Annotated in this window: 23 protein-coding genes; 17 read left to right on the top strand and 6 right to left on the bottom strand. The window is 64.6% G+C overall.

The genetic code is table 11. The features are described 5' to 3' along the window. Positions 1 to 84: 84 nt before the first annotated feature. Genes flgB through N6L26_RS08040 form a run of 13 tightly spaced genes read left to right on the top strand, consistent with a single transcriptional unit; the run spans position 85 to position 9,547 of the window. The gene (gene flgB / locus N6L26_RS08100; RefSeq protein ID WP_253522563.1) at positions 85 to 432 is read left to right on the top strand and encodes a flagellar basal body rod protein FlgB; all 348 of its coding nucleotides are present in this window, start codon (positions 85 to 87) and stop codon (positions 430 to 432) included. 2 nt (positions 433 to 434) lie between these two features. Then, entirely contained in the window at positions 435 to 839 is a 405-nt protein-coding gene (gene flgC, locus N6L26_RS08095; RefSeq protein ID WP_320181853.1) for a flagellar basal body rod protein FlgC, read from the top strand. Next, positions 836 to 1,117 carry a flagellar hook assembly protein FlgD gene (locus tag N6L26_RS08090; RefSeq protein ID WP_263605096.1) on the top strand — a complete coding sequence of 94 codons (282 nt, stop codon included), beginning with the start codon at positions 836 to 838 and terminating at the stop codon, positions 1,115 to 1,117. Before flgC ends, N6L26_RS08090 begins: the two co-directional genes overlap by 4 nt. Positions 1,118 to 1,132: 15 nt before the next feature. Further along, the gene (locus N6L26_RS08085) at positions 1,133 to 1,945 is read left to right on the top strand and encodes a flagellar hook-basal body protein (protein ID WP_263605095.1); all 813 of its coding nucleotides are present in this window, start codon (positions 1,133 to 1,135) and stop codon (positions 1,943 to 1,945) included. Between the two features lie 5 nt (positions 1,946 to 1,950). Then, positions 1,951 to 2,691: a flagellar basal body rod protein FlgF gene (locus N6L26_RS08080; RefSeq protein ID WP_263605094.1), complete on the top strand. Its 741-nt coding sequence runs from the start codon at positions 1,951 to 1,953 to the stop codon at positions 2,689 to 2,691. An 18-nt stretch (positions 2,692 to 2,709) separates the two neighbouring features. Then, positions 2,710 to 3,498, top strand: coding sequence for a flagellar basal-body rod protein FlgG (gene flgG / locus N6L26_RS08075; protein ID WP_263605093.1), 789 nt, complete (start codon positions 2,710 to 2,712; stop codon positions 3,496 to 3,498). A gap of 11 nt (positions 3,499 to 3,509) precedes the next feature. After that, positions 3,510 to 4,163 (top strand): flagellar basal body L-ring protein FlgH, encoded by a 654-nt coding sequence (locus N6L26_RS08070; RefSeq protein ID WP_263605092.1) that lies wholly within the window; start codon positions 3,510 to 3,512, stop codon positions 4,161 to 4,163. 11 nt (positions 4,164 to 4,174) lie between these two features. Next, entirely contained in the window at positions 4,175 to 5,272 is a 1,098-nt protein-coding gene (locus tag N6L26_RS08065; RefSeq protein WP_263605091.1) for a flagellar basal body P-ring protein FlgI, read from the top strand. Beyond that, the gene (locus N6L26_RS08060; protein ID WP_263605090.1) at positions 5,269 to 5,574 is read left to right on the top strand and encodes a rod-binding protein; all 306 of its coding nucleotides are present in this window, start codon (positions 5,269 to 5,271) and stop codon (positions 5,572 to 5,574) included. Before N6L26_RS08065 ends, N6L26_RS08060 begins: the two co-directional genes overlap by 4 nt. Continuing rightward, positions 5,574 to 6,914: a flagellar hook-associated protein FlgK gene (flgK, locus tag N6L26_RS08055; RefSeq protein ID WP_263605089.1), complete on the top strand. Its 1,341-nt coding sequence runs from the start codon at positions 5,574 to 5,576 to the stop codon at positions 6,912 to 6,914. Before N6L26_RS08060 ends, flgK begins: the two co-directional genes overlap by 1 nt. Continuing rightward, the gene (locus N6L26_RS08050; protein ID WP_263605088.1) at positions 6,911 to 7,828 is read left to right on the top strand and encodes a flagellar biosynthesis protein FlgL; all 918 of its coding nucleotides are present in this window, start codon (positions 6,911 to 6,913) and stop codon (positions 7,826 to 7,828) included. The genes flgK and N6L26_RS08050 overlap by 4 nt, the downstream gene beginning before the upstream one ends. Before the next feature lie 26 nt (positions 7,829 to 7,854). Next, positions 7,855 to 8,718, top strand: a complete 864-nt coding sequence (motA, locus tag N6L26_RS08045) for a flagellar motor stator protein MotA (protein ID WP_263605087.1) — start codon at positions 7,855 to 7,857, stop codon at positions 8,716 to 8,718. Position 8,719: 1 nt separating this feature from the next. Beyond that, positions 8,720 to 9,547, top strand: a complete 828-nt coding sequence (locus tag N6L26_RS08040) for a flagellar motor protein MotB (RefSeq protein ID WP_263605086.1) — start codon at positions 8,720 to 8,722, stop codon at positions 9,545 to 9,547. On the opposite strand, the gene N6L26_RS08035 is transcribed toward N6L26_RS08040, so the two are convergent. Then, entirely contained in the window at positions 9,544 to 10,197 is a 654-nt protein-coding gene (locus tag N6L26_RS08035) for a TetR/AcrR family transcriptional regulator (RefSeq protein WP_263605085.1), read from the bottom strand. The genes N6L26_RS08040 and N6L26_RS08035 overlap by 4 nt on opposite strands. A gap of 71 nt (positions 10,198 to 10,268) precedes the next feature. Here N6L26_RS08035 and N6L26_RS08030 point away from each other — a divergent pair, with 71 nt between their 5' ends. Genes N6L26_RS08030 through N6L26_RS08015 form a run of 4 tightly spaced genes read left to right on the top strand, consistent with a single transcriptional unit; the run spans position 10,269 to position 14,536 of the window. Then, positions 10,269 to 11,402, top strand: coding sequence for an ABC transporter permease (locus tag N6L26_RS08030; protein ID WP_263605084.1), 1,134 nt, complete (start codon positions 10,269 to 10,271; stop codon positions 11,400 to 11,402). Further along, a complete protein-coding gene (locus N6L26_RS08025) occupies positions 11,402 to 12,145 on the top strand; it encodes an ABC transporter ATP-binding protein (protein WP_263605083.1) in 744 nt (247 codons plus the stop codon). The genes N6L26_RS08030 and N6L26_RS08025 overlap by 1 nt, the downstream gene beginning before the upstream one ends. A 1-nt stretch (position 12,146) precedes the next feature. Continuing rightward, positions 12,147 to 13,130: an efflux RND transporter periplasmic adaptor subunit gene (locus N6L26_RS08020; protein WP_263605082.1), complete on the top strand. Its 984-nt coding sequence runs from the start codon at positions 12,147 to 12,149 to the stop codon at positions 13,128 to 13,130. Then, positions 13,127 to 14,536 (top strand): efflux transporter outer membrane subunit, encoded by a 1,410-nt coding sequence (locus N6L26_RS08015; protein ID WP_263605081.1) that lies wholly within the window; start codon positions 13,127 to 13,129, stop codon positions 14,534 to 14,536. Before N6L26_RS08020 ends, N6L26_RS08015 begins: the two co-directional genes overlap by 4 nt. 10 nt (positions 14,537 to 14,546) lie before the next feature. Here the strand turns inward: N6L26_RS08015 and N6L26_RS08010 are convergent, their stop codons facing one another. The 5 genes from N6L26_RS08010 to N6L26_RS07990 all read right to left on the bottom strand — a co-directional run bounded on the left by N6L26_RS08010 (position 14,547) and on the right by N6L26_RS07990 (position 24,825). Continuing rightward, positions 14,547 to 15,311, bottom strand: coding sequence for an SDR family NAD(P)-dependent oxidoreductase (locus N6L26_RS08010; RefSeq protein WP_263605080.1), 765 nt, complete (start codon positions 15,309 to 15,311; stop codon positions 14,547 to 14,549). 79 nt (positions 15,312 to 15,390) lie between these two features. Further along, entirely contained in the window at positions 15,391 to 18,363 is a 2,973-nt protein-coding gene (locus N6L26_RS08005; protein ID WP_263605079.1) for a TonB-dependent receptor domain-containing protein, read from the bottom strand. Between the two features lie 279 nt (positions 18,364 to 18,642). Continuing rightward, positions 18,643 to 21,381, bottom strand: a complete 2,739-nt coding sequence (locus N6L26_RS08000) for a TonB-dependent receptor (protein WP_263605078.1) — start codon at positions 21,379 to 21,381, stop codon at positions 18,643 to 18,645. A gap of 161 nt (positions 21,382 to 21,542) precedes the next feature. After that, complete coding sequence (locus N6L26_RS07995) at positions 21,543 to 23,579, bottom strand: 3-hydroxyacyl-CoA dehydrogenase NAD-binding domain-containing protein (RefSeq protein ID WP_263605077.1); 2,037 nt, start codon at positions 23,577 to 23,579, stop codon at positions 21,543 to 21,545. 10 nt (positions 23,580 to 23,589) lie between these two features. Further along, positions 23,590 to 24,825 (bottom strand): serine hydrolase domain-containing protein, encoded by a 1,236-nt coding sequence (locus N6L26_RS07990; protein WP_263605076.1) that lies wholly within the window; start codon positions 24,823 to 24,825, stop codon positions 23,590 to 23,592. Between the last annotated feature and the right edge of the window lie 80 nt (positions 24,826 to 24,905).

The raw sequence follows: 24,905 nt of genomic DNA, 5'->3' as shown, positions 1-24,905 counted from the left end.
GCCGGTTTCGCCTGCCGGGGCGCGGCAATCGGGTTTTGGCACGCCCCTTGCTGAACATCTCCCGTATATTTTGCGGAGGCTCACATGAGCGAAGGTTTGTTCGGCATTCACGGGGCGGCACTGGAGATCCGGTCGCAGCGCATGGGTGTGCTCGGTTCGAATATCGCCAATGCGGCGACACCCGGATACAAGGCCCGCGACGTGGACTTTGCTGCCGCGCTGCAGGCACGCCTGGGCGGCGCGCAGGCCGACCGCGCGACCGATGGCGCGATCCAGTACCGTATTCCGACCATGGCCAGCCTCGACGGCAACACGGTCGAGATGTCGACCGAACAGGCCGCCTTCGCCGAAAACGCGGTTGCCTACACCGCCACGCTCAACTTCCTGCGCGGACGGGTCGAAACCGTCACCCGCGCGATCCGGGGCGAATGACGATGGCGGGGCCCACATCCTTCTTCGAGGTTGGCCACCGCGCCATGTCCGCGCAGCTCGTGCGGATGAACACCGCGGCGTCGAACCTGGCCAATGCGGGTTCGGTCTCGGGCAGCGAGGAAGAAGCCTACCGCCCGATGCGCACCGTGTTCGAGCAGGAGCTCGACCGTGCCTCGGGGCTTTCGTCGGTCCGCGTCGGCGGGGTGGTGCGCGAAGATGTCGCGCCGATCCGCCGTCACGATCCGGGCCACCCGCTCGCCGACGAGAATGGCGATGTCTGGGAAGCCCCCGTCGATGAGAACGCCGAGATGGTCGAGATGCTCGAAGCCTCGCGCCAGTACCGCAACATGGTCGAGGCCATGTCGACCGCCAAGCAGCTCATGCTCGAAACGATGAGAATGAAATGACCACCATAACTACCCAGACGACCTCGCCGGTCGCTTCCACCACTTCCACATCCGGCCGCGGCATGGACGCGCTGGGGCAGGGCGATTTCCTGCGCCTGCTGACCGTCCAGATGCAACAGCAGGATCCGTTCGATCCGGTCGATAACAAGGAAATGCTCGCCCAGATGGCGCAGTTCTCCTCGCTCGCCGGCGTGTCGGAAACCAATGCCATGCTCGAGCAGATCGCGGACAAGCTCGACCAGCTGATCGTCACCACCCAGTCCGCCACCGAAATCTGATCAGGGAGACATTCGATGTCCTTCTATACCTCGCTCAACGGCATGAAGAATGCGCAGACCTCGCTCGGCGTGATCGCGCATAATATTTCCAACTCGGAGACCTACGGCTTCAAGCGCAGCCGCACCGAATTCTCCGAGATCGTCGCCGGTTCGGCGCTGACCAACCCGCGCATGATCCAGGGGATCGGCGCTTCGGTGGAATCGATCACGCAGAACTTCTCGCTCGGCCCGGTCGAACAGACCGGTTCGGCGCTCGATCTCGCGCTGACCGGCGATGGCTTCTTCACCATGCGCTCGCCTGCCGACGGCTCGACGCTCTATACCCGCGCAGGCTCGTTCACGATGACCGAGACCGGGCACATCGCCGACAGTGCGGGCAACCGGCTGCAGCTGTTTCCGGTCGATGCCAATGGTGCAGTGACCGGCAATGCGATCAGCGATGCCACAGTCCCGCAGACCAACGCCGCGGGTGCCGAATTCGCCGGGGTTACCATCTCCAGCACGGGCGTGGTCCAGGCCTCCTATACCGATGGTTCGGTCGAACCCGTCGGCGGGGTCGCGCTGGCCAACTTCATTTCGCCTACCGGTCTCAAGAAGGTCGGCTCGGCAAACTGGGAAGGCACCGGCCTGTCGGGTCCGGCAAGCTATGGTTCGCCCGGTTCGGGCGCCAATGGCTCGCTGCTCTCGGGCGCGCTCGAGCGTTCGAACGTCGATATCGCCGAGGAACTCGTCGGGCTGATTACCGCCCAGCGTAACTTCCAGGCGAACGCCAAGGCGATCGACACCGCGACCCAGATCTCGCAGACCGTCATCAACCTGCGGACCTGATCGCCATGGACCGCCTCATCCATACCGCGCTTTCGGGCATGCGGGCGTCGATGGACAGCCAGCGTGTCATCGCGAGCAATATGGCAAATGCCAACACGCTCGGGTTTCGTGCCGAAATGCTCGACCAGCGGGCCGTCACCATCGAGGGGCAGCCCAACGAGGCGCGCGCGATGCAGACCGCTCGCGTGCGCGGCGCGAATATGGCCGCAGGCGAAATCGTCCAGACCGGGCGCGATCTCGACATCGCGATGGCGACCGACGCGCTGATGGCGGTGCAGGCGACCGACGGCACCGAGGCCTATACACGGCGCGGCGACCTGTCGATTTCGGCCACCGGCCTGCTCGTCAATGGCGAGGGGCTCCCGGTAATGGGCGAGACCGGCCCGATCACTATCCCGCCGACCGGCTTTCCCGCGATCGCGCCCGACGGCACGATCACGCTGGCCGATCCCGCCACGCCTGACCAGCCACCCGCCGAAATCGGCCGGATCAAGCTGGCAGCGTGGCAGGGCTCGCCGATCAGCAAGGGGCTCGACGGCCTCTTCCGGGTCGAAGGCGGCGGCATCCTGCCGACCGACGAAGCGGCGACCGTCAAGGTCGGCGCGGTCGAAGGATCCAATGTGAAAACCACCGAAGTGCTGGTCGAGATGATCGATGCCCAGCGCCTCTTCGCCATGCGTAGCAAGGTCATCTCGACCGCACGCGAAATCGACGAAAGCGGCGCGCAGCTCATGCGCCTCGGCTAATCAGGGAAAGGATAGACCATGCCCACTTCAGCCCTTCAGGTCGCCCGTACCGGGCTCGAGGCCCAGGATTCGCGCATGCGCGTCATCGCCAACAATCTGGCCAATGTCGGCACCACCGGCTTCAAGCGCGACCGCGCCAATTTTGCCACGCTCGCCTATCAGGATGCGCGTGTCGCGGGCCAGCGCTCATCGGGCGAAACCGCTTATGCCACCGGGCTCAATCTCGGTACCGGCGTGGCGGTCCAGTCGACCAGCCAGATCATGACTCAGGGCGCGCTCAGCACGACTGGCAACGCCTATGACCTCGCGCTCGACGGCGACGGCTATTTCCAGGTCGAACTGCCCGGTGGCCGCATCGGCTATACCCGCGCAGGTAATTTCACCCAGTCCGCCGAAGGGCAGCTGGTCACCCAGCAGGGCTATGCCGTGCAGCCGGCGATCACCATTCCCGAAGGCGCGACCGCGGTCGCGGTATCGCCCGACGGCACCGTGTCGGCAGCGATGCCCGGCGAGGCCGAACCGGCCGAGCTCGGCCAGATCCAGGTGGCCCGCTTTACCAATCCCGCAGGCTTGCAGGCGATCGGCGACAACTTTCTCGTCGAGACCGCCGCCAGCGGCGCAGCCGAGCTGGCCCCGGGCGGCGAGAACGGCCGCGGCAATATCCGCCAGGGCATGCTCGAAGCCTCGAACGTCAATATCGTCGAGGAGCTGGTCGAGATGATCGAATGCCAGCGCGCCTATGAAATCAGCTCGAAGATGGTCTCCGCCGTCGACGAAATGCTGCGCAACGCCAACCAGACCCTGTGAGGACGTTCGCCATGAAACCCGCTTTCTGTCTTGTCCCGCTGACGCTCGCACTGGCTGCCTGCGGTGGTGGTTCCGCGCGCCCCGAAGGGTTCGCTGCAGTACTTCCGCCCGCGCCCCAGGCCGCGCCGACCCGCCACCACGACGGGGCCATCTACCAGGCCAGCCACGGCTATGCGCCGCTCTATTACGGCAACCGCGCAGCGCGGATCGGTGATATCGTCACCATCGCCCTGGTCGAGCGGACGCAGACGTCCAAATCGACCAGCGGTTCGACCAAGCGCGACGGCAGTATCGGCCTGTCGCTGCCCGAATTCGTCGGCATTGACGACAGCGACCTTAATGCCTCGGGCCGCGCGTCGTTCAAGGGTTCGGGCGATGCTTCTCAAGCCAGTTCGATCCGGGCCGACCTGACCGTCACCATTGTCGAGGTCCGACCCAACGGGACGGCGTTGGTGCGCGGGGAAAAGGTCATGCAACTGAGCCAGGGCGAAGAATGGGTGCAGCTTTCGGGCATCATCCGCCTCGCCGATATCGATCAGGACAACCGGATCCCGTCGATCCGGGTGGCCGATGCGCGGATTTCCTATTCGGGCGCCGGTTCGGTCCAGCGCGCCAGCCGCGAAGGCTGGCTGTCCCGCTTCTTCGGCGCGATTTCGCCCTTCTGAGGATAGTCATCATGATCCGCCGCTTCGCTCTCTTCTTCTTCGCCCTGCTCGCGCTGCTGCCGGTCCCGGCAGCTGCCGAGCGCGTGCGCGATCTCGGCCAGTTCCAGTCGGTCCGCTCGAACCAGCTGACCGGCTATGGCATCGTCGTCGGGCTCGACGGGTCGGGCGACGACAATTTCGCCTATGCGACCCAGGCCATGCGCGGCGTATCGGGTCGTCTCGGTCTGCAGCTTCCGCCGGGGGTCAATCCCGCGCTCAAGAATGCGGCGGCGGTAATCATCACTGCCGAACTGCCGGCCTTCGCCAAGCCCGGCCAGCGGATCGACGTGACCGTTTCGACCATGGGCAAGGCCAAGTCGCTGCGCGGCGGCGCGCTGGTGATGACGCCGCTTTATGGCGCCGACGGACAGATCTACGCGATGGCGCAGGGCAACCTCGCGGTCGGCGGTCTCGGCGTATCGGGGCAGGACGGATCGAAGCTGACCGTCAATGTCCCGACCGTGGGCCGGATTGCCGACGGCGCCAGCGTCGAACAGGCGGTGGCGAGCAATTTCGATTTCACCGAAGTGCTGCGCTGGAACCTTTACCAGGCCGACTTCCTCACCATCTCGCGTGTGCGCGATGCGATCAATGCCGCCTATCCGGGCATGGCGCTGGTCGAGGACGGCGTCACGCTGGCGCTGATGCTGCCGCCGGGTGCCAACACGCGCGCGCAAATCATGGCGGATATCGAAATGCTCGATATCAACCCGGCCGAACGCGCGGCCAAGGTCGTGATCAACAGCCGGACCGGCACGATCGTCATCTCCAGCGCGGTAAGGCTGGCGCCCGCCGCCATCAGCCACGGTAGCCTGGTGGTGCGGATCGACGAGAATCCGCTCGTGGTCCAGCCCGAACCTTTCAGCCGCGGGCAGACCGCGCTCGAACCCGACAGCACGATCACCGCGCGACAAGAAGGCAGTGTGGTGTCGCGCGTGGGCCCGGGCGCTTCGCTCGCCGAAGTGGTCGATGCACTCAACGCGCTGGGGGCAAGCCCGGCCGATCTGGTCGCCATCCTCGAAGGCCTCAAACAGGCCGGGTCGCTGACCGCGGAGCTCGTGATCATATGACGACTTACCCCATCAATATCGCCGGTGCGACACCGCTGCCCGAGCGTGAAGCCTCGCCGATCCGCGAGGAATTGCGGCAGGCTGCGCAGCAGTTCGAAGCGATTCTGCTGCGGCAGATGCTGTCGAGCGCGCGTAGCACCGATTTCGGCGGCAACGAGCTGTTCGGCGGCGAGGGCGAGGAAACCTTCCGCGAGATGCGCGATGCGCGTTTCGCGGAAGTCACGGCCGAATCCGGCCAGCTCGGCTTCGCCCAGGCGATCGAACAGCAATTGGCGCGCTTCCTGCCGCAGGGTGACCGCTGATGGCTTCCGATCTCCTCTCGATCGCCGCCAGCGGCGCACGCGCGGCGCGCGGCGCGCTCGACGTCACCGCGCAGAACATCGCCAATGCGTCGAGCGACGGCTATGTCCGGCGCAGCCTGCGGATCGAGGAAGTCTCGGCCTCGGGCGGGGCGGGCCGGATCGGCGATATCTCGCTGTCGGGCGCACGCGTTGCGGAAATTCGCCGCAATGCAGATGCCTTCCTGCAGGGCGAAGTACGCCGGACTTCGGGTGATCTCCAGCGCGCCAATGTCGAACTGACGGGCCTGAGCAATATGGAAGGCGCGCTCGAACAATCGGGCGTGTTCACTTCGATCGTAGAATTCGAAGCCGCGCTCCAGCAGCTTGCGGGCGACCCGGTCGATCCGTCGCGGCGTGCCGCAGTGGTCGCCGAAGCCTCGACGCTGGCGAACAAGTTCAACATCACCGCCTCGGGTTTCGATGCGGTGGGCGATGGCCTGCGGTTCGATGCCGAAGCGCAGATATCCGATGCCAACATCATCGGCGGCGAACTGGCGCGGGTAAACCTGCGGCTGACGCGCGCCGGCAGCGGCAGCAGCGACCGCGCGGCACTGCTCGACCAGCGCGACCAATTGCTCGAACGCCTGTCGGGCTTCACCGCGCTCACGACGAGCTTCGCCGCAGACGGAACCGTTGCGGTTTCGCTGGGTACCAATCCCCCGCGCAGTTTCGTCCAGGGCGGCACTGCGGGGACCCTGTCCTCGGCCACCGCTGCCGACGGAACGCTCAGTTTCGCAGTCGACGGCCAGGCGGTGAGTCCGGGTTCGGGGAGCCTCGCGGGCGCATCGCTCGCGCTGACCGAACTGGCGGCGGTCCGCACCCGTCTCGATACGGTCGCGGCGACCATCGCCGATGCGGTGAACAATGCGCAGGCCGCAGGCGTCGCGCTCGACGGCACGCAGGGGCAACCGATCTTCTCCGGCAGTACCGCCGGAGCGCTGCGCGTCGTCATGAGCGAGGGCCGCGGTCTGGCGACCGCGCCCGCAGGGGCGGGGGCCTCCAGCCGCGACGATGCCAATCTCAACGCGCTGCGCCAGTCGCTGGCCGCGCTCGATCCCGCGCAGGAGCTCAGCGGGATCCTGTTCGACGTGTCGAGCAAGGTCGCGGGGCGCAATGTCACGCAGAGCGCGCTGGAGACGATCGCGTCCTCCGCGCGCATCTCGCTCGAACAGCAATCCGGGGTCGATCTCGACTCCGAGGCCGCCAATCTGATCCGCTTCCAGCAGGCCTTCCAGGCCTCGGGCCGCGCGATGCAGACGGCCAGCGATATCTTCGACACTCTTCTGCGGATCGGGCGATGATCAATCTCAGCACCGGGGCGTTCTATGAACGCAGCACGCGCCAGATCGGCAGCCTGCGCGCGCAGGCCGAAACGCTGCAGCAGCAGATCGGGACGGGCGAACGGTTCGAACGCTCTTCGGACGATCCCGTGGCCGCGGCGCGGTTGCGGATGCTCGCGCGCACCGAACGCATTACCAGCGTCGACACCCGCAATTCGGAGCTCGCCGAGGCCGATCTCGCGCTTACCGACCAGACGCTCGGCTCGATCGCCGATATTGTCATGCGGGTGCGTGAACTGGCCGTGCAGGCGACAGTGAGCACGCTCAACGATGACCAGCGCGCTGCCATCGGCGTGGAAGTGGCCAGCCTGCGCGAAAATCTCGTGCTGCTCGGCAACAGCCGCAACATCACGGGGCACGCGCTCCTCGGGGGGCAGGCCGCGGGCAAGGCCTATATCGACAATGGCAGCGGCAATGGCGTGCAATTCGTCGGCACTGCCGCCGTCACGCCGCTCGAAATCGGCGAAGGACAATCGGTGATCCCCGGAATGACCGGGCCGGAAGTTTTCCAGTTCGACGCCGCATCCGGGCCTACCGATCTGTTCGCGGTCCTCGACGGGCTGGCGATAGCGCTGGCAGGCGGAGGCCAGGCGGCCGCCGATGCCAGTTCGGCGGCGCTCGCCGATCTCGACCGGGGGCTGGAAAAGGTGACCACTGCGCAAACCGTTGTCGGCGCGCGGCTCAACTGGATCGATCTCATGAGCGAGCGCCGCGAAATCAACACCGAACGCATTGCCGACGAACGCATGAGCGTCGGCGGTGCGGATATCGCGGTCACGATGAGCCGGCTGCAGGAGACGCTGACGGTTCTCGAGGCGACCCAGGCCAGCTTCGTGCGCCTCGCCAATCTCTCGCTGTTCTCAATGCTGCGCTGATCGCGCCTTCCGAAGGAATTTTTCAAATGTACGCGATTATCGGCATTGTTGTCCTGCTCGTCATGGTGTTCGGCGGCTTCATGCTCAGCGGCGGCGCGCTGGGCCCGGTGATGGCCGCCATGCCCTATGAAATGCTGATCATCGGCGGTGCCGCGATCGGCGCGATGGTCGCGGGCAATTCGCTCGACGGGCTGAAGGCGATCGGCCGTGCATTCGGGAAGATCTTCAAGGGGCCCCAGCACGACAAGCAGGACCATATCGATGCGATCGCCTTGACCACGCAGCTGATGCGCATGCTCAAGAACGATGGACCCGTGGCGCTCGAAAGCCATCTCGAGGAACCGGAAAATTCCACCGTGTTCAGCGCTTATCCCAATTTGCTCAAGAACACCGCGCTGGTCGCGCTGATCTGCGACACGCTGACGCTGCTGGTGGTATCCTCCGGCACGCTGGAAACGCATGCGGTCGAAGAGGTCATGGACAATGCGATGAAGACGCATTTCCACGAATTGCGCGAACCGCAGCACAATCTCGAAACACTATCGGATGCGCTCCCCGCCCTGGGCATCGTTGCCGCCGTGCTGGGCGTTGTGAAGACCATGGGCTCGATCGACAAACCGCCTGAAATCCTCGGCAAGATGATCGGCGCCGCGCTGGTCGGCACCTTTCTCGGCGTGCTGCTTGCCTATGGCATCGTCGGTCCGCTTGCGGGACGGCTGAAGCAGGTGCTCGAACAGGACGAGCAGATATTCCACGCGGTCAAGCAGGTGATCATTGCCTCGCTCTATGGCCATCCGCAGCCGCTGGTGGTGGAAAGCGCGCGGTCGGGGCTCGGCCACAGCGTGCGGCCCGGGCTGAACGAACTCCTCGACGCGCTGCGAGGGCGGTAACATGGCCAGCTCCGCCGCCGGGCGCAACGATCCGGCCCCGATCATCGTCAAGAAGGTGACCGTCGTCGAAGCGGGTCATCATGGCGGCGCGTGGAAAGTCGCCTATGCCGATTTCGTCACCGCGATGATGGCCTTTTTCCTGTTGCTCTGGCTACTCGGCGCGACCACCGAGGACCAGCGCAAGGGGCTGGCCGATTACTTCACTCCGACGCTGGTGAAGACCAAGGAACAAAGCGCGGGCGCGGACGGCGTTCTGGGCGGTTCTTCGCTGGTGGACGTCGATAACTACCCGCATGCCGCAGGGCAGACCGGGACCAAGACCCTGACCGTTCCCCGCGATGCGACGGGCGGGTCCAAGGAAGGCACGGCGAGCATCAAGCGGATCCAGCAGCGCGTAACCGAAGCGGTCGCTGACCGCGAACGGCTCAAGCGGCTGATGGGCCAGGTGCGGATGATCAACACCACCACCGGCATCCGGATCGATCTGGTCGATGATGCGGATTTCTCGATGTTCTCGCTCGGCACGACGGTCCTCACCACCGATGCGCGCGACCTGCTCGATCTCGTCGCAGAGGCAATTGCGCCCGAAGGCGGCAAGATCACTGTGCGCGGCCATACCGATGCGCTCAAATATCGCGACCCGACGCGGGTCAACAACTGGTCGCTTTCGGCCGGACGCGCCGAAACGACGCGGCAGGATCTCATCCGTCACGGGATTTCGCGCGAGCGGTTCCGCCGGATCGAGGGGGTTGCCGATACCGAACCGCTGATTGCGGGCGACCCCACCGACCCGCGCAACCGCCGGATATCGATCTCGCTGGAGAACTAGCTTCCCGCTTCGCTCTCGCAGGCCGGGTCGCTGGCATAGGCACGGCAGAACACTTCGACCGCGCCGGCGATCCGTTTGCGATTGCGCTGCGGGTCGACGGGGGCGCCGAAGCGGCGTTCGAGATCGCCCATACCCTTGCACATGCTGGCGAATTGTTCGGCAGCGAGTGCAGGGTCCGCCACCTCGACTTCGCCCGCTTCGTGCATGGCGGCGATCAGCGCCGCGAAAGACTGCTTCATGCGATGGGGGCCGGCCTCCAGGAAGGCTGCACCGACCGCGGGGTCATGCTCGGTCTCTGCTGCGATGCGGCGGTCGAACTGGACCATCTTGGGCCGCGAGGTAAAGGCGACCATGGCCTCGCCCACGGCGGTCAGCCGGTCGCGCAGGCTGCCCGAGGCGACCTCGGGCACTTGCAAGCTGCCCCGCATCTGCTCGCATTCCATTTCGACCGCCGCCGCGAACAGCGCGCGCTTGTCGCCGAAACGGTTGTAGATCGTGACCTTGGAAACGCCGGCATCGGCCGCGATCTGCTCGATCGAACTGGCCGCAAAGCCACGCTCGAAGAAGCTGGCCGCAGCTGCCGCCAGGATCGCCTCGCGCTTGGCCTCGTCGGCCGGACGCCCGGTACGTTTCGCTTCGTTACTTGACAATTTGAACGCCTCCGTTCAATTGAACGCAATCGTTCAATATTGGACGAATGCTCAGGCGAAGGCAAGCGAACGTGCTCTGGATCGCGATCAGGATGCTCACCGGGGATGCCCAGAAGTTCTATGGGCTGGTCTTCGGTATCGCGTTTTCGACGCTGCTGATCACCCAGCAGCTGACCATTTTCGTCAATCTTATCGAGCGCGGCGCCAGCGGCGTATACAATGTCTCCAGCGCCGATATCTGGGTCATGGATCCAGTCAGCCGAACCACCGACGTCGCCTATGCCATGCCCTCCACCGCGCTAGACAAGGTCCGCAGCGTGCCCGGCGTGGGCTGGGCCGTGCCGCATATCCGGGCGCAAGCCAGCGTACGCACCAAGGATGGTGACCTCGAAGGGGTCGCAGTGATCGGAGTCGACGATGCCACGCTGATCGGTCTGCCCAAGCGCATGATCGAAGGCTCACCCGATGTCCTGTCGCAGCCCGGCAGCGTGATCATCGACGATGTCGGTACGACCCGCATGTTCCCCGGCCAGTCGCCGATCGGCGAGCGGCTCGAACTCAACGACCAGCGCGCGGTGATCCGCGGGATCGCCGATGCGACGCCGAGCTTCACCAGCACGGTGGTGCTCTACACCAAATACAGCCAGGCGCTGAACTACGTCCCCGGAACGCGCAACCGGCTGTCCTTCGTGCTGGTCGGAGCAGAAGACCCGGCCGACGCCAAGGCACTGTCGGAACGGATCGAACGAGAGACCGGGCTGAAGGCGCAGACGCGTGACGAATTTGCGCAGGACGGGATCGATTTCATCATCGAAAATACGGGTATCCCGCTCAATTTCGGGATTACGGTCCTGCTTGGCTTTATCGTCGGCGTGGCCATTGTCGGGCTGACCTTCAGCCTGTTCATCCGCGACAATATCAAACAGTTCGGCGCGCTCAAGGCGATCGGGGTGACCAATCGCAAGATCCGCCGCATGGTGGCGGTACAAGCGGGGCTGGTCGGGCTGATCGGCTATGGGCTGGGCGTGCTCGGGACGGTGTTCTTCATCTGGGGCTTTTCCGCCAATCCGACCTTCAAGGGGTTCTATATTCCCTGGCAGATCCCGCTGATCAGCATGGTCGCGGTGTTCCTGATCCTGGCGCTGACCGGCTGGCTGGCGCTGCGCAATGTGCTGCGGACCGAACCCGCTTCGGTGTTCCGCTGATGGGTACGATCTTGGACACCAGCGCCATTGGCGGCTGCAAGCCCGACGCGGCAATCTGCACGCGCGGTGTCACGCGCGATTTCCAGGCGGGGCAGCAGACGATTACCGTGCTGCACGGCATCGATCTCGATATCCGCGCGGGCGAGCTGACTTTCCTGGTGGGGGAAAGCGGGTCGGGCAAGACCACGCTGATCTCGATCATGTGCGGCATTCTGTGGCCGACGCTGGGCGAGGTGAAGGTCTTCGGCACCGACATTTATGAACTGGACGACACCGCGCTCGTCGAATTCCGCCTGCAGAACATCGGCTTCATCTTCCAGCAGTACAATCTCATCCCCTCGATCGATGCCGCCAGCAATGCCGCGGTTCCGCTGATCGCGCAGGGAATGGACCGGCTGGAAGCGCGCGCACGGGCGGTCGCCATGCTGGAGAAGCTCAACATCGGCGATCAGGCGGACAAGCTGCCTCGCCAGCTCTCGGGCGGCCAGCAGCAGCGCGTCGCGATCGCCCGCGCGCTGGTGCACGAACCGCGGCTGGTGGTGTGTGATGAACCCACCGCCGCGCTCGATGCTTCTTCGGGACGGCGAGTGATGGACCTGCTGCGCGAAGTTGCGGTCGCGCCCGATCGCGCCTGCATCATCGTCACCCACGACAACCGCATTTTCGACCTCGCCGACCGGATTCTCGTGCTCGAGGACGGGCGGATCACGCACGACGGCAGCGATATGCCCGAAGGACACTGACATGGCTCTCGACTGGAAAAACCTCAGCTTCTCGCGCCAGACCCTGCCGGTAATCGCCTTGCTTGGCCTGGTCGCCGCAGTGATCTTCATCCTCGTCGGCCTGCCCGACCGCGAGCTGTCCGAACCGGGCCGCGAACCGCCGCATGCGCCGGCGAACCTCGCCGCCGAGGCCCGTGTCGCAGGCGCCGGGGTGGTCGAACCGTCGAGCGAAACCATCCAGATCGGCTCGGCGCTGTCGGGGCTGATCACCGGGCTGCTGGTCGAACCGGGTGACCGTGTCGAAGAAGGCGACGTGCTGTTCACGGTCGATGATCGGGCGGTCCGCGCACAGCTGCGCGAAGCCACTGCCGCGATCGCCGAAGCCCGTGCGGCGATTGCCGAAGCGCAAAGCGCGCGCGCCACCGCCGCGCGCCAGCTCGCGCTTTATCGCAATGTCGAGGATCCCGCCGCCGTCAGCCGCGCCGAAGTGATCCGCGCCGAGGGCGAGGCGGCTTCCGCGAACGAACGCGCCCGGCTGGCGCAGGCGCGCCTGCAGGCCGCGCAGGCACGCGCCGGGTCGGCGGAGACCGAAATCGCGCGGCTGACCGTCCGCGCACCGATTGCGGGCGAAATCCTCGCGGTGAATATCCGCAAGGGCGAATATGTCAGCACGATGGGCGGGGGCGGCGCGCTGCCCTTTATCGAGATGGGGCAGACCCAGCCGCTGCATGTGCGCATCGATATCGATGAAGAACAGGCCCCGCGGCTCCAGCTTGGCGCACCCGCCACGGTCAGCCCGCGCGGCGCCGCGGATCGCCAGGTCGAGGCCAAGTTCGTCCGCGCCGAACCGCGGGTGGTGCCGAAGCGCTCGCTCACCAACAGCGCGGCCGAACGCGTCGATGTCCGCGTGCTGCAAGTGATTTACGAACTGCCCGAAACCGATGGGCTGTTCCGTGTCGGCCAACAGGTCGATGGCTATATTGCCGCGCGGGGAGCAGAAGAATGAGAGCCCGCTCGCTCCTGGTTGCGGCGAGCGCGCTGTCACTGGCCGCTTGCGTCGGCGGGCCGCCGCCTGACGTCGCGACTCCCGTCCCCGTCCTGCCCGACAGCTTCCTGTTCGCTCCCGAGGCGCCTGTCGGCACCGCGCTCGCCCAGCTTTTGCCCATCGGCGATCCGGCCTTCGATACGCTGGCCGCGCAGGCGCTCGCTTCGTCGCCCACACTGGCCGAAGCGGCTGCCCGCGTCGAACAAGCCCGCGCCGGGGCCGATCGCGCGGGGGCCGAACGGCTGCCCACGGTGGGTGCGGAAGCGTCGGTCACCGGTACGCGGACCAATCCCAATTCCTTCGGCGGCAGCCTGCCGACCGGTGTGAGCTTCGACACCGAACGCGTGTCCTATGCCGCCAATCTGACCACGCGCTGGGATCTCGACCTGTTCGGGCGGTTGCGCGCGCAGGAGCGTGCGGCCCTGGCGCGGGTGGATGCTGCCGATGCCAGCGCGCGTGCGGTGCGCAGCGCGCTGCTGGCGGAAATTGCCGCGACGGTGATCGACTGGCGCACGCTGCAGGCACGCGAGGCGGAAGTGCGCAACGATCTGGGCTCGGCAGAGGAGCTGGCGCGGCTTGCCGGTGTGCGCGAGCGCGCGGGCATCGCACCCGGTTTCGACCGTGTGCGCGCCGAAAGCTCTTCTGCCAGTTCGCGTAGCCGCCTCGCCGCGCTGGAAAGCGAACGCGCGCGACTGCTGGGCCGCCTGGTCACGCTGACCGCGCAGGGCGGGGCGCAGGTTCGCAGTGCGCTGGCGCTGGGTGAGCCTGTCGGCGAACTGTCCGCACCGCCCGCCAGCTTGCCTTCCGCCTTGCTCGCAAATCGCCCCGATGTGCTGGTCGCGGCAGCCACGCTGGTGGCCGAGGATGCCGAACTGGCCGCGACTGCGCGCCGCCGCTTCCCGGTATTCGACCTCTCGGGCGCGATCGGCCTTTTAGCCTTTGGGATCGGCGATGTGTTCGATAGCGCATCCGTGGTCGGTTCGCTTGCCGCAACGATCGCGGGGCCCCTGCTCGACTTCGGCCGGGTCGAGGCCGAGATCGATGGCGCGGCGGCGGAAAAGCGCGCCGCTTTCGAGAGCTATCGCGGTGCCGTCTTCACGGCATTGGGCGATGCCGAGGCGGGTTATGGACTGGTCGAGGCAGCCGACGGCGAAGCCGCAGCGGTGGCGCAGGAAGCCGCTAATCTGCAGCGCGCCGCGCGTCTCGCAAATACCCGCTATGAAGCCGGGCTTGCCGATTTCCTGACAGTGCTCGAGGCGCGCCGCGCCGCCGATGCCAGCGGCGAGCGTGCGGCGGCAGCACGGGGCCGGGCGCAGCGCGCGCGCGTGGTGCTGTGGCAGGCGCTCGGCGGCAGCGAACTACCCTGACGCGGCCGCGCTAGATCGTCGCCCCGCCATCGACAACGATGGTCTGGCCTGTGGTCCATTTCGCGGCGGGTGAGGACAGGTAGACTGCGGCACCGGCAATATCGCCCGGCTCGCCAATCCGGCGCATGGGCAGCGCCTTCTCGGTCGCGGTCAGTGCCTGCGGATTTTCCCATAGCGCCTTGGCGAAATCGGTTTTGACCAGCCCCGGCGCGATGCCGTTGACGCGGATGCCGTGCTTGCCATTCTCGGCAGCGTAATTGCGCACCAGCTGGAAGTCGGCCGCCTTGGAAATGCAATAGGCGCCGATCTCGGTCGAGGCGCGCAAGCCGCCGATCGAGCTGATGATCACGATCGCGCCGTCGCCCTGATCGCGCATATGGGGCAGCGCCAGCTGGATCAGCCAGTGGTTCGACAGGACATTGTTGTCGAGAATCTTGCGGAACTGCTCGTCGGCAATCCCGTCCATCGATCCGTAATAGGGATTGCTCGCCGCATTGCAGACGAGGATATCGACCGGGCCGAGCTGGGCGGCGGTCTGCACGAACAGATCCTCGAGCTGCACTTTTTCCGAAATACTCGCTGCGATCGCGACGGCGCTGCCATCGCCATGCGCGGCATTGATTTCGGCGGCAACTTCCTCGCAGGCGTCCTGCTTGCGGCTTGAGATGACCACGCGCGCGCCCTGCGCCGCGAGGCCCTCGGCAATGGCGCGGCCGATCCCGCGGCTCGATCCGGTGACGATAGCGACTTTCCCGGTCAGGTCGAATGGCGACATGGTGGTTTCCTTTGTGAGCAATGGGAAGGGCCCGGAGCTTGCGCCTCGGGCCCTTCGTGACGGGTGGTGCCGGAACCGCCTAGAAGCGGGTCCGGATACCAAGACGATAGTTCCGGCCGATGGCATTGCCGATGAACGGGTTGTAGCCCAGCGGCAGCTGTGCCTCGGCCGGTTCGGCATCGGTGAAGTTGTCGACCGACACCTGCACCTGCACATCCGCACCTGCAAGCTGGAGATCGTAGGTGACCGAGAAATCGTGCTGCGTGTACGACCCGCTCTCGACACCGAAGTTGGTCCCGACACCGCCAGCCGTGCTGAAGCAGGGATCGCGGGTGACGCAGCGATCGTCGGTCACGCCGTCGATATGCTGGACCGAATAGCGCGCATTGAAATCGCCGAAGCCAAGCCGGACGAAGGCATTGGCGCGCCATTCCGGCACCGTGTTCGGATCGCGGAAGTAATTGCCGAAGCCGACCGCATCGTAGGCCGGCTGGACATTGACATCCTGCACGATGAAATCGTCGAAGCTGTAATCGAGATTCCACACCGCATTGGCCCCGAAGCCCAGCTCGGCCTTGTCGCCCAGCGGGAATTCGGCGTCGAAGGCGAAATCGAGACCCGCGATCTTGACGTCCGGACCATTGACGAAATCGGTCCGCACGCGGCTGATGTCGATCCCCAGTGTGGTGCCCTGGATGCACTGGTTGTTCGAGAAGGTAACCAGATTGACCAGCGGGCTCGAACAGTCGACCGCTTCCTGACCGGTGGTCTGGAAATTGCCCACATAGCTCGCGATCGCATTGCCTGGAGTGATCGTGATGCGGTCTTTTAGATCGATCGACCAGTAGTCGACCGAGAAGGTCAGATCGCCACCGCCGACCGGCGCCGAGAAGATTGCGCCGATATTGTAGGTGAAGGCGGTTTCGGGATCGAGATCGGTCGGATTACCGTAGATGTCCTTCGACTTGTAATTGCCGCCTGCCGCCGTGAAGCCTTCGAGTGCGGTGACGAAGTTGGGCGACACGTTCGATGCCAGCGGGCCGCGGAAGGTGGTGCCCACCGATCCGCGCAGGGTCAGCCAGTCGGTCACCTCGAAGCGGGCCGAACCCTTGGGATTGATCGTCGATCCGATCGGGCTGCCGTAATCCTCGAAACGGATTGCCGCCGACAGTTCGATCCGGTCGGTAATCGGTGCGTTCACCTCGGCGAAAAAGGCATAAACGTCCTGCTGTAACTTCACCGGGCGCGAACCGCCGAGGAAGATGAACGGGCCGACCCCTTCGGTGGTGGTGCCGACACAGCTCTGGTCGCCTTCGACGAAGCACGGATTGATGTCGACATTGGATTCCGGGATGATCGGATCGCTGGAATAGCGCGTATCGCGGAACTGGGTGCCGACGGCGAAGGCCAGCGGACCGCCGCCAAGCTGGATCCCGGTTTCGCCCGCGAGGACCATGTCGAACACGAATTGCGATTCCTGTTCACGGGTGCCGTTGGGTACCTGCAGCCAGCCGACCAGCTCCTGGCTGTTCTCGTTGCCCGGGACGTAGAACGGATTGTCGATGTTGAATGTCCCGTTGCCGGCGCCAGCATTGGCAAAGGGGTTGAACCACAGGCACCCATTCTCGCCCGCTGTGGTCCCGGTACAATCGGAGCCACCGAAGCCGTTCAGCGCGGCCTGCAGGCGCGAGCCGATGATGCCGGGCGCGTAGGCTTCACGATCCGATTCCCAGAACGTGCCATCCACGTTCAAGGTGAGCGTATCGCTGAGCGCGAATTCGAAGCCGCCGCTGAAGCGGAAGGCATCGTTGACCGCACCACCGGTGCCGGCACCGCGATCGGGGTCGAGCGGATTGCCGAGAAAGCCGAACGGGCGAAAGAGAACATTGGTGACCGCCACGATCGGCGAGGTAGGCGAGCTCTGCGGCAGTCCGACCTGGTCGAGGAAGGCCGCCACCCCGGGGTTCGCCGGGGAGGTCGTGAACGCGCTGACGAAGCCCGAACCGTTCGGTCCCTGTGTCGGCGGGAATGCCGGCGAATAGTTGAGCGAGGTCAGCTCGCTGCGTGAATAAAGCGCGTCGGCCTGGAACCGGATCGTATCGCTGAGGTCGATCGTGAGTTCGCCGAAGACCTGGTAACGGTCCTCGTCCTCGGTGATGTTGTCGAACGGAACATAGGTGAAATAGCAGCGACCGATATCGACCGTTCCGCCGAGATCCTCACAACCGACGTCAGGCCGCAGCTGCGTATTCACCGTATTGGTGCCGGTATCGAAATAGCTGACGGCAAACAGCCCCGGCGTGGCGAGCGCCGAATAAGCCGAAGGATTTGTTTCGTAGCCGACATTGGCAAAATCGCGCTTGTTCGCACCGAGTTCGCTGCGGTGCTGCCAGCCTGCGCCAATCACGAAATTGGCGGAATCGGCGAACTCGAACCCGGCCAGTGCGCTGAGGCTGTAATTGTTGTCGGAACCGTCGATGAAATTGTAATCGCCCTGCAGTTCGAAGCCGGTGAAGGTCGAGCGGGTGATGAAGTTCGCCACGCCGGCAATCGCATCCGACCCGTAGGTCGACCCGGCACCGTCCTTGAGCAGCTCGATCCGTTCGAGCGCGAACAGCGGCATCAGCTGCGTATCGACGAACCCGGCGCCCGGCGTCAGGATCGTGCGCTTGCCGTTGAGCAGCACCAGCGTGCGCTGCGGCCCGAGGCCGCGCAAATTGAGCGAGCCGACGCCCTGGAAGCCCTGCGCGTCGGTGGAGAACTGGTTGGTGTCGCCCAAAGAGGCGCCGACCGAGGGCAGTTCCTTGATGAATTCGAGCGGGCTGTCGACGCCCTGCTCGGCCAGATCGTCGGCGGTGAAGACGTCCACGGGCAGCGCCGCATCCTCGGGAGTGCCGCGGATATAGGAGCCGGTAACGATGATGCGGTTATCGTTCTGGTTCGCCGCTCCGGCGGTCTCGACCTCCGCTTGGGCGAGAGCAGGGCTCGCCGACAGAGCCGAAATCGCGAGTGCGCAGATCGCGCAACTGTGGCGTAAAGTGAATCTGGTCATTGCTCTCTCCCTCGGGGGCACGTCTTTTGTCCGCGCGTACCTTCCAATCGAAATTCAATGCCCTCTTTGTCTTTATGTCAAGGGATAGGGGTAAATATTAGGAAATCTGTCGCACGCACTCGTACCGCTTTTTCAAAATTGCTCAATGATATCGGTGCCGTAGCGGAAACCAGGAAATCCTTAGTTTTCCCGCCGCGCCAGACTTTTTAGGCGGCGCGCACGAAAAAGGGGCCCGGCATCGCGTGATGCCGGGCCCCTTTTTGTCGTGATAAACGCGCTTTAGAAACCTGCGCGCACTGTGATCCCGTAAGTCCGCGGTTCGGCGAGGAAGGCCGAATAGGTCTGCTGCGGTGCTACGAACGGCGTGTTGAATGCCACTTGGGTGTAGTCGACGTCGAACACATTGTTCGCCCACAGTTCGAGACCCCAACGACGGTCCGGCCCGGTGATCCCGATGCGACCGTTCACGATCGTATAGGCATCCTGTTCCTTGCCATACAGCAGGTCCGACCCGGTGTTGTAATCGTCGGTCGTGCGGGCGTTGATGAAGAACAGGCCCGAGAGACCCGAATTGCCGATCGGCGGGGTCCAGCTCAGCGACGCGGTGGCGGTCACTTCGGGGGCGTTCGACAGATTGTCGCCCGGAAGTAGCCGCAGCGCGGGATCGAGCGGCGACCCGTTGTCCTGGCCCACGAGATTGTCCTCGTAGCTGGTGTCCGAATAGGTGACGCCCATCGTCATGGTCAGGTCGCGGATCGGGCTGAGCGAAGCCTCGAACTCGAACCCCTGGGCGACGACGCCCGGGGCAACGTTGTCCGCGGCGCAGGCGCCGGTGGTGGCATCCGCATCGCGGTCGGCCCCGCCAAGGTCGCTGTCACATCCGTTGATGTTCTGCACGAGGTAGACCGAACCGTTGAACGTGTTCAGCTGGAAGTTCGAGAACTCCTGCCGGAACCCGGCAATGCTGAAGCCCCAGTCGCGGGCGGCATATTTCACGCCCACTTCGAAGGCATCGACGGTTTCGGCGTCGAACTGCAGTGCGGTCGGGTTGAGCGTGGTAGCATCGAACGCCACCGGCACGGCAAGCGCCGACCGATCGAGGTTGAAGCCGCCGGCCTTGTAGCCCTTCGAGAAGGAGCCATAAACCAACCAGTCGGGATCGGGCTTCCAGCTGAGGATGGCAGTGCCGGTGAACTCGTCTTCGTCACGCGAATCCGCCAGCGTCACACCGTCCAGCTCGGCAGTCGAATTGCCCTGGCAGGACAGCGAGATCAGGCCGCCTGCTAGCCCAGCAAGCGACGGGACCGAGAGCAAGCCGTCGAGCAGCGCACGGCTTTGCGGGCAGAACACGTTGTCATTGCTGAATGCGGCGCGGAAGTCCTTGGTTTCATTGGTGTAACGAACGCCAAGCGTTAGATCGACCGTATCGGTGACATGCACGATATTATGCGTGAAGACAGCGAAGTTCTCGCTCGTCTGGTTGTACCGATCGCCCGTGCCGCCGATGTCGCGGACCTGCGCGAGATTGTTCATCCCCGCAATGATCAGAGGCGTCGCCGCACCGAATGCGCCCGCGCCGCCATTGGCGCCCGTCAGGGCGGCAACGTTCGCGCCGAGGCAATTGTCTGCTGCCGGATTGGCCAGCGCCGGATTGATCGCCAGCACGATGCGGCAATTGGCGAAGGTGCCGTAATCATTGCCGAAGCGCAGATTGTCGCGCGTTTCGAGCTTCTCATTGGCGTAATAAGCGCCGACGAGCCAGTCGAGCGTGTCGTTGAAAGCGGTGCCGTTCAGGCGCAGTTCCTGCGTGAAGGTCTTGAATTCACGTGCGCCGGCATCGGGTCCGGGCGCGCGATACAACAGGTCGACCTGCGTGTAGTCGGTGTCCGAAGCCTGCGTGTTCGAATATTGGCGATAGCCGGTGATCGAAGTCAGCGTGACATCGCCGAAGTCCCAATTGACCTCGCCCGAAATACCCCAATCTTCGGTTTCCCCCTGATAGGTCCGGCCCGGGGTGACGTAGATGTCGCGGTCGAAGGTCGACTGCGTCAGCGCACGCGGATCCTGGCCGAGACCAAGCAGGATCGGAACGATCGGATTGTCGGTGCTGGTGAGGGCGGGGCCGCCTTCGGGGCGGTTGTACCCGTCGAGCCCGGGCGAAACGCGCGCGAGCGGCGCAAAGCTGGGCTGCACGAAGGTCGCGGCACAGCAGGCCTCGTCCTTCTTCGAATAATCGCCGACGAGGCGGATGCTGAGATCGCTGGTCGGTTCGAACAGCAGTTGGCCGCGCACCAGATAGCGGTCGCGGTCGTTGACCCGCGTGCCGTTGTTCACGTCGTTATAGAAACCGTCGCGCTCGAAATAGACACCGTCGATCCGCGCCGCGACCGTATCGCTGAGCGGGGCGTTGATGCCGCCCTCGATCTTGATCGCGTCGTAATTGCCATAGGTGAAGGCACCGTAGCCCGAGAACTCGAATTCGGGCGGTGCGGTATAGATGTTGATGAGGCCGGCCGAGGAGTTGCGGCCGCCCAGCGTGCCCTGCGGGCCGCGAAGGATTTCGACCCGGTCGAGCGGGCCGAGTTCGGACAGCGCGTTGCCCGAGCGCGAGCGATAAACGCCGTCGACGAAGACCGCGACCGAGCTTTCGAGGCCGGGGTTGTCGCCGACCGTACCAATGCCACGAATACGCGCCGAGCCATTGGCTTCGTTACCGGTCGAGGACACCAGCAGCGACGGGGCGACCTGGTTGAGGTCGCGAATGTCGGAGACGCCCGATTTCTCGAGCATTTCGCCCGATACTGCGGAGACCGCGACCGGAACGTCAGACAGTGCCTGGTCACGGCCCTGCGCGCGGACGATGATGACATTGCCGCTGTCGATGTCGGCATTGTTGATCAGGTCCGCATCCTCGGAACTTGCCGTCGTATCCTGCGCCTGGGCGATGGCCGGGGTAAGGGCCAGTGCGCAGGCGAGCGCGCCGAAGGCGCATTGGTGACGTAAACCGAACTGTCTCATATTTTCTCCTCTCACCGGACCCGGCCCCTGCCGCGCCCATTTATGTTTTTTTCATTTCAAACCCTCCATCCCTGCGCTGTCAAGGCGCAGCGGACGAACGACTTGCCCGTTCGACGGATTTGCATACCGGCGTTTCTAAATTGTCGCAGATTCGTGGTTAATCAGGCGAACTTTCCGCTGCCTCCCGCGGCCGACTGCAGATGGGCGCTGACCGGCAGGTCATAGCGCTCCAGCCCCGCCACCACCGTGTCCAGGCCGATCGTCTGCGCCCAGAACATCGGTCCGCCGGTATAGAGTGGCCAGCCATAGCCGTTGATCCATACGACATCGATATCGCTGGCGCGCTGGGCCATGCCTTCTTCGAGGATTTTCGCGCCCTCGTTGACCATCGGATAGAGCAGCCGTTCGCGAATTTCGTCCTTCGAGATCTCGCGCTGTTCCTTGCCCTCGCGCGCTGCGAAATCGGCGATGATCTGCTTGACCTCGTCCGACGGGGTGCGGTTGCGCGCCTCGTCGTAATCGTAAAAACCCTTGCCGTTCTTCTGGCCGAAACGGCCCGCCGCGCACAGCGCCTCGCGGATCGTAGTGACCTTGCTCGGGTCGCGGTGCCAGCCGATGTCAATCCCCGCGAGATCGCCCATCTGGAAAGGTCCCATGGGAAAGCCGAAATCGAGCAGGACGTCGTCGACGTCCCAGTAATTGGCGCCTTCCATGATCAACTCATTGGCCTGTTCCTGCCGTTTCGACAGCATGCGGTTGCCGATGAAGCCCGGGCACACGCCCGACACGGCTGCCACCTTGCCGATCTTCTTGGCCAGCTTCATCACCGTAGCGAGCACATCGTGCCGGGTTTCCTTGCCGCGCACGACTTCGAGCAGCTTCATGATGTTCGCGGGCGAGAAGAAATGCAGGCCGACGACATAGCCTGGTCGCCGGGTCGCAGTGGCGATCTCGTCGACATCGAGATAGCTGGTATTCGAAGCTAGGATCGCGCCCTCCTTCACCACGCTGTCGAGCTTGGCGAAGACCTCTTTCTTGACGTCCATGTTCTCGAACACCGCTTCGATCACGAGGTCGCAATCGGCCAGGTCGTCATAGGACAGCGTCGGCGTCAGCAGGCCCATCGCCTGTTCGACCTGTTCGCCGGTCATGCGGCCCTTCTTGGCGGTGTTTTCGTAATTCTTGCGCATCACGCCGGTACCGCGGTCGAGCGCGTCCTGAGCCATCTCCAATATGGTTACCGGGATGCCCGCGGACAGGAAATTCATCGTGATCCCGCCGCCCATCGTGCCCGCACCGATCACGCCGACCTTTTTGATCGGGATCAGCGGGGTATCCTTGGGCACGTCGTCGATCTTGTTCGCGGCGCGTTCGGCGAAGAAGTAATGGCGCATGGCGGCGCTCTGCGTGCCGCTCATCAGCTCTGTGAACAGCTCGCGCTCTTTTTTCACGCCATCCTCATAGGACAGCTCGCCCGCCGCCTTGACCGCGGCGATTGCCGCATTGGGGGCGTCGAAGCCGCGGATCTTGCGGGCCTGCGAGGCGCGGAAACGGTCGAACAGGTCGGGGTCGCGCACGCCGTCTTCATTGGCCTTGCCTTGCGAGGTGCGCGGGACCGGCTGGCCGACCTTCGACTTGGCGAAGGCAATCGCATCGGCTTCGAGGCTGTCGGCACCGACCAGCGCATCCACCAGACCGATGGCTTCGGCCTTCTTGGCCGGGATCGGATTGCCGCCCACCACCAATGGCAGCGCCGCTTCGGCGCCGACCAGCCGGGGCAGGCGCTGGGTGCCCGCCGCGCCGGGGATCAGGCCCAGCTTGACCTCGGGCAGGCCGAGCTTCGCACTGGGCACGGCGACGCGGTAGTGACAGGCCAGAGCGACTTCGCAGCCGCCGCCCAGCGCAGTGCCGTGGATCGCCGCAACCACCGGCTTGTCGCTGGCTTCCATCGCGTCGAGCGTTTCGGGCAGATTGGGTCCGACTGGCGGCTTGCCGAATTCGGTAATATCGGCGCCGGCAAAGAAGGTCTGCCCGTCGCAGCGGATAACCACAGCCTCGACGGCGTCGTCCGCCAGCGCTTCCTCGATCGCGTCCTTGAGCCCGGCGCGAACTGCCTGGCCCAGTGCGTTGACCGGCGGATTGTCGGAAATGACCACTAGGACATTGTCGTGGCGTTCGGTGCGGATGGGGGAGGTCATGGGGTTCTCCTCAGGCGTGGGTTTGGGTGAGGGCGGAATAGATCAGCGTCTTGAGCTGCCGCCGGATGGGATAGGTCGACGAGGGATAGACCTGCGTCATGAAGACCATGGTGATGCGTTCGACCGGATCGACGAAGAAAGCGGTCGAATGCGCGCCGCCCCAGTAGAATTCGCCGAGGCTGGACGGCATCAGCGTCTTCGCCGGATCGATCACCATGGCAAAACCAAGGCCGAAACCGGTGCCGGCATTGTTGGCCTCGGAAAACAGGCTGCTCGACATTTCGGTGAGGTCGGCATTGTTCGGTAGATGGTTGGTCCGCATCAGCCGCAGGGTCTTGGGGCTGATGATGCGCGCGCCGTCCAGTTCGCCGCCGTTGAGCAGCATGGTCGCGAAGCGGTGGTAATCGGCGATGGTGCTGATCAGTCCGCCGCCGCCGCTGTCGAATGTGCCCGCCCGGTTGAGCTTGCTGGTCGCGCCCGCATTGATCAGCTTCGGAGCCTGCCCGGGGCGATAGGCATAGGCATCGACCAGCCGCTCGCTCTGCCCCTCGGCAACACCGAAATGCGTATCTGTCATGCCCAGCGGGCTGAAGATGTGCTTCACGAAATAGTCGCCCAGCCGCATCCCGCTGATCCGCTCAACCGCGACGCCGAGGACATCGGTCGAGACCGAATAATTCCACCCCTCGCCCGGGGCGAATTCAAGCGGGAGCTTGGCGAGTTTCGCGATGAAGTCGTCGCTGTCGAGATGGTCGCGGGCAAAGTCGAAATTATGCTCGCGATAGACCGCATCGATGTTGTTGCGGTTCTGCAGCCCGTAAGTGAAGCCCGACATATGCGTCAGCAGGTCGACGAAGCGCATCGCATGTGTTGGCGTGCCGGGCGCGAAGGGGATCGACCCGCCGCCGCCTGCATAGACCGCCAGTTCGGCGAATTCGGGAAACACCTTGGTGACTGGTTCCTCGAGCGCAACGAGTCCGCGTTCGACCAGCTGCATGAAGGCGACCGACGTGACCGGCTTGGTCATGCTGGCGATGCGGAACAGCGCATCGTCGCGCAGTTCGCGCTGGTCGTCGCCCATCACGCCAAGCCTGGTGTAATGCACCGGCTGTCCGTCGCGGGCGACCAGCAGCTGCGCATTGGGCAAGCGGCCATTGTCGATATAGGTGGTGCCTAGGAAGGGCGCGATTCGGCCCAGCCTGTCGGCGTCGAAACCCAGCGTCCCGGCATCTGCCAGATCGAACATCCTGCTCTCCTCTCCGCGCATACCTATGCTTCGGTTTTGCACGAATAGCGAATTCATCTGTTCTTGCCACCCTCATACCT

It is taken from the genome of Qipengyuania sp. SS22, from assembly GCF_025736935.1.
Lineage (GTDB): Bacteria > Pseudomonadota > Alphaproteobacteria > Sphingomonadales > Sphingomonadaceae > Qipengyuania.
This window is presented reverse-complemented; position numbering and strand designations above follow the sequence as displayed.